This is a genomic window from Kitasatospora sp. NPDC047058 (assembly GCF_040643935.1).
GTDB lineage: Bacteria > Actinomycetota > Actinomycetes > Streptomycetales > Streptomycetaceae > Kitasatospora.
On the sequence record NZ_JBEYVJ010000455.1, the window covers coordinates 1 to 4,907 of the forward strand.

The 4,907-nt window shown below is 74.3% G+C and carries 5 protein-coding genes; all 5 read left to right on the forward strand.

The features are described from left to right. Positions 1-103 precede the first annotated feature (103 nt). The 5 genes from ctaD (at position 104) to ABZ885_RS35265 (ending at position 4,819) form a co-directional block, all read left to right on the forward strand. Positions 104-1,762 carry a cytochrome c oxidase subunit I gene (gene ctaD, locus ABZ885_RS35245; RefSeq protein WP_360198100.1) on the forward strand — a complete coding sequence of 553 codons (1,659 nt, stop codon included), beginning with the start codon at positions 104-106 and terminating at the stop codon, positions 1,760-1,762. A 103-nt stretch (positions 1,763-1,865) separates the two neighbouring features. Then, positions 1,866-2,288 (forward strand): BlaI/MecI/CopY family transcriptional regulator, encoded by a 423-nt coding sequence (locus ABZ885_RS35250; protein WP_360198091.1) that lies wholly within the window; start codon positions 1,866-1,868, stop codon positions 2,286-2,288. 15 nt (positions 2,289-2,303) lie between these two features. Continuing rightward, entirely contained in the window at positions 2,304-3,263 is a 960-nt protein-coding gene (locus tag ABZ885_RS35255) for a M56 family metallopeptidase (RefSeq protein ID WP_360198094.1), read from the forward strand. An 88-nt stretch (positions 3,264-3,351) separates the two neighbouring features. After that, positions 3,352-4,176: a hypothetical protein gene (locus tag ABZ885_RS35260; RefSeq protein WP_360198096.1), complete on the forward strand. Its 825-nt coding sequence runs from the start codon at positions 3,352-3,354 to the stop codon at positions 4,174-4,176. A gap of 1 nt (position 4,177) precedes the next feature. Beyond that, positions 4,178-4,819, forward strand: coding sequence for a hypothetical protein (locus ABZ885_RS35265; RefSeq protein ID WP_360198098.1), 642 nt, complete (start codon positions 4,178-4,180; stop codon positions 4,817-4,819). The last annotated feature ends 88 nt before the right edge of the window (positions 4,820-4,907 follow it).

Genomic DNA, 4,907 nt, shown 5'->3' on the forward strand with positions numbered 1-4,907 from the left:
TCGGGCCGGCCGCCGCCCGGCCCGACCACGGAAGGCGCGCCGCGTGACTCTTCTGCCGAAGGACGTCGTGGAGCAGGGCCCGCACCCGTCGCGCACGCCCCGGCTGGACCGCTGGCGTGCGGCCGGCCGCCGACGGCGCGGCCGGGCCCTGGTGGGCTGGCTGACCACCACCGACCACAAGCGGATCGGCACCCTCTACATCACCACCGCGTTCCTGTTCTTCCTGGCCGGCGGCCTGATGGCGATGCTGATCCGGATGGAGCTGGCCCGGCCGGGGCTCCAGCTGCTCTCCAACGAGACCTTCAACCAGCTCTTCACCATGCACGGCACGATCATGCTGCTGATGTTCGCGACGCCGCTGTTCGCCGGCTTCGCGAACTGGATCATGCCGCTGCAGCTCGGGGCGCCCGACGTGGCCTTCCCCCGGCTCAACGCGCTCGCGTACTGGCTCTACCTGTTCGGCTCGCTGATCGCGGTGTACGGCTTCCTGACCCCCGACGGCGCGGCCGACTTCGGCTGGTTCGCCTACGCGCCGCTGAACAGCGCCGAGCACAGCCCGGGCCTCGGCGCCGACCTGTGGATCATGGGCCTGGCCTTCTCCGGCTTCGGCACCATCCTGGGCTCGGTCAACTTCATCACCACGATCCTCTGCTTCCGCGCGCCCGGGATGACGATGTTCCGGATGCCGATCTTCGTCTGGAACATCCTGCTCACCGCGGTGCTGGTGCTGTTCGCCTTCCCGGTGCTGGCGGCCGCGCTGCTCTGCCTGGAGTCGGACCGCCGGTTCGGCTCGCACGTCTTCGACGCGGCGAACGGCGGGGCGCTGCTCTGGCAGCACCTGTTCTGGTTCTTCGGCCACCCCGAGGTGTACATCATCGCGCTGCCGTTCTTCGGCATCATCACCGAGATCATCCCGGTCTTCAGCCGCAAGCCGGTCTTCGGCTACTCCGGCCTGATCGCGGCCACCATCGCCATCACCGGCCTGTCCATCACGGTCTGGGCGCACCACATGTTCGTCACCGGGCAGGTGCTGCTGCCGTTCTTCTCGATCATGACGATGCTGATCGCGGTGCCGACCGGGGTGAAGTTCTTCAACTGGATCGGCACCATGTGGCAGGGGTCGCTGAGCTTCGAGACGCCGATGCTCTGGACGATCGGCTTCCTCGTCACCTTCCTGTTCGGCGGGCTGACCGGCGTGCTGCTGGCCGCGTCGCCGATCGACTTCCACGTCTCCGACTCGTACTTCGTGGTCGCCCACTTCCACTACGTGGTGTTCGGGACGGTGGTGTTCGCGATGTTCGCCGGATTCCACTTCTGGTGGCCCAAGTTCAACGGGCGGATGCTCGACGAGCGGCTCGGGCGGATCCACTTCTGGACGCTCTTCGTCGGCTTCCACACCACCTTCCTGGTGCAGCACTGGCTGGGCGCCGAGGGCATGCCCCGCCGGTACGCCGACTACCTGGCCTCGGACGGGTTCACCACGCTCAACACCGTCTCCAGCATCGGCTCCTTCCTGCTGGGCATCTCCACCCTGCCGTTCCTCTACAACGTCTGGCGCACCGCCCGGTACGGGGAGAAGGTGACGGTCGACGACCCGTGGGGGTACGGGCGGTCGCTGGAGTGGGCCACCTCCTGTCCGCCGCCTCGGCACAACTTCGTCACGCTGCCGCGGGTCCGCTCGGAGTCCCCGGCGTTCGACCTGCACCACCCCGTGATCGCCGAGCTGGACCGGCGGCAGAACGCGCGCCAGCCGCTGGACTGAGCACGCGGGCCGCCGGGCGGCGCAGGTGCGGACGGCCGCTCCGTGCACGCGCGAACGGCCGCTCCGTGCAACGGTTCTTTACCTGCTCGTTAGGATGGCGGTCATGGCAGAGGACACCAACGCCCCGGCGGCCGGGGACCCGCGCGCCCGGCGGCGCGGGCAGGGCGAACTGGAGGCGCAGGTGCTCGCGGTGCTCCAGCGGGCGCCCGGCCCGGCCACCGCCGGATGGGTGCAGGAACGGCTGGACGGCGACCTCGCGTACACCACCGTGATGACCATCCTCTCCCGCTTGCACGCCAAGAACGCCGTCTCCCGGACGCGTTCGGGCCGCGCCTACCTGTGGCAGGCCGACTCCGACGCCGCCGGGCTGGCGGCGCTGCGGATGCGCCGGATGCTCGACGGCGAGCCGGACCGGGACGCGGTGCTGGCCAGCTTCGTCACCGCCCTGCTCCCGCACGACGAGGAGCTGCTGCGGGCGTTGCTGGACAGCGCCGCCGACCCGTCGACGCCCGACCGCCAGAACTGAACCCGAGAACGCACCGTGGGCGTCTTCGTCTTCCTCCCGCTCATCCTGCCGCTGACCGCGGTACCGATCGCCCGCCTCGCCGAGCAGCACCTGCACCCGCGCGGGACGGCCCGGCTGCTGACCGTGATCAGCGCGGTGATGGCGCTGTGCAGCGCGGTGTGCCTGGGGCTGACCGGCGTGGTGACCACCGCCCAGATCCCGGGCAACCCGCTGCCCGACAGCTGGTCCGACCCGGAGGTGCGGGCGGCGCTGCCGTACCACGAGACGGTCGGGACGGCGGCGATCTGCCTGCTGGCCGTGGTGGTCGTGGCCGGGCTGCGCACGGTGCTGCGGCACCTGCGGGTCCGGTCCCGGGCCCGGCGGGCGCTCGGCCGCGACCTGCTGGACCCCCGGCTCCCCGACGCCGACGTGGCGGTGCTGCCGGACGACGCCGCGTACGCGTACGCGCTGCCCGGCACCCCGGGGCGGGTGGTCGTCTCCACCGGCATGCTGGCCGGGCTGGCCGCCGACGAACGCGAGGCGCTGCTCGCCCACGAGCGGGCGCACCTGGACCACCGCCACCACCGCTACCTGCTGGCCACCCAACTCGCCGGCTGCGTCAACCCGTTCCTCCGGCCGCTGCAGCACGCCGTGGCGTACAGCGCGGAACGGTGGGCGGACGAGGAGTCGGCCCGGGCGGTCGGCGACCGGCGGATCACGGCCCGCGCGGTGGCCCGGGCGGCGCTGGTCTCGCACCGGGCCCCGGCGCCCGGGTTCGCCGCCTTCGCCGCGCCGGCCGCCGCGCCCGGCCCGGTGCCGCGGCGGGTGGCCGCGCTGCTCGGCCCCGTCCCCGCCGAGCGGAACTGGCCGCCGGCGCACACCCCGGCGGGCCTGGCCGCGATGGTGGCGGCGGTCGGCACGGCGGCGTCGGCGCTCTGCGCGGTCAACGCGGCGGTGGCGCTGCTGCTGGTACTGAAGGCGGTCACACCGCTGTAACGCTCGTGTGCGGCAAGGATGGTGACGGTCCGTCGGCGAGTGGCCGCTGCTACCGTGGAGGCCCTCTGGCGGTCCGACTCACGGGCGGGTGTCGATGGTTGAGGTCTACCGGGCCTACCGGGCGGCAGTGGCCGACGTCTGGCGCGACTGGTGGGCGACCTGGCCGCTGACCGAACCGGTCGGGCTCGGCGACGTCCTGCTCGCCCAGGGTGACGCGGTGCGCAGTGCGGGGACCCTGGCCGCCCGGGGCGTCACCGTGGAACCGGGCCGGCCCGGCCGCCGGGGCGACTACACCTACGACGCGGCCGGCGGGGTGGAGCTGCGCTTCAAGGCGGCGGGGGCCACCGACCCGGCCTTCTCCTCGGTCGCGGCGGCCGAGGCCGGGGCACTGGTCCGGTTCGGGACGGGCTCCGGGGTGCTGGTCGTCTACCGGGGGATCACCACTCGGGGCCTGGCCGACACGCGCCGGCTGGCCGGGGAGCTCGTCCGGCAGTACGCGCTCGGACGGTGGGAGCGCGAGCTGCTGGCCGTCACGGAGGCCGCCCGGGCGGAGTCCGGCACCGTGCTGGTGGCCGCCGGGCGCGAGGCGGCGGCCGAACTCTCGATCGCGGCCGCGGCCGGGGCGGTGACACCGGGGCTGGCGGACCTCGCGGGCGGGGTCGCGCTGGCCGCGTCCCGCAACCTCGGCCTACGGTGGGTCTCCGGGCCGGTGACGCCGTTCTACCGGGTGGTGCGGCTGCGGCAGCGCTGGCTGCGCGGGGTCGAGGCCGAGTACGGGCCGGTCCAGCCCGGCCGGGGGCTGGCCGGGGCGGCCGTCCCGCCGCTGCTGCTGGAGGAGGCCGCGGAGGACCCGGACGCCGTCCTGGAGGACGTCGGCCCGGCGGACGCCGGGCTGCCGCCCGCCGCGGGCTGACGTGGCCCCGGAGCAGGCCGAGCGCCGGCGGGCGGAGGGCCGGCGGGCGCTGGCCGGGCTGCGCGCCGACGTCGGGCACTGGCGGCTGCTCACCCGGCCCGGCGCCTCGCTGCCCGGGCACGGCAGCCAGGTGGACGCCGTCCTGGCGATGCTCGCCCCGGCCGTGGAACGGGCGGAGGCGGCGGTCGAGGAGGGCGCGAGCGGGTCGGGAGGGGCGGGCGGGTCGGACGCCGGCGGGCTGCTGGTGCTCGTCCAGGACCTTTTCCACGTCTGGGACTTCTTCCGCGGCAAGCTGGTGCTCCGGCAGATCCGCTCCCACCGGCGCTGGCTGGAGGTGGCGGACGAGCTGGCCTGGTCGGCGTACCGGCCCGCCCTGGACGCGGCGGCCGGCCGGATGCCGCCCCGCGAGCCGCCGTTGACGGGCTTCAGCCGGACGGTCGCGCCGCTCGCCCACCGCCGCGGCGAGCAGTACCGCGAACTGCTGCCGCGCGGCGGCGTCCACACCCGGGCCGGGCGGGACCTGGTGGCCCGGCTGCCGTTCCCGGTGATCGACGTGCCCTGGTGGTACCAGGGACATCTGCCCGCCGTGCTGACCGTCGCGCACGAGGTCGGGCACCACCTGGAGGACGACTTCGGGGCGTAGGTGAGAGCCACGATGCCGCCACCCCCGATCACTGGGGCGGCGCGGGCGGCGCCCCGTCCTTGGCGCGGCTGCGCCCCTTGGCCGTGGC

Bases quoted from the DNA above. Each gene is read 5' to 3' on its own strand.
- ABZ885_RS35250 (WP_360198091.1), top strand. From the start codon at position 1,866: ATGGCAGAGGACACCAACGCCCCGGCGGCCGGGGACCCGCGCGCCCGG.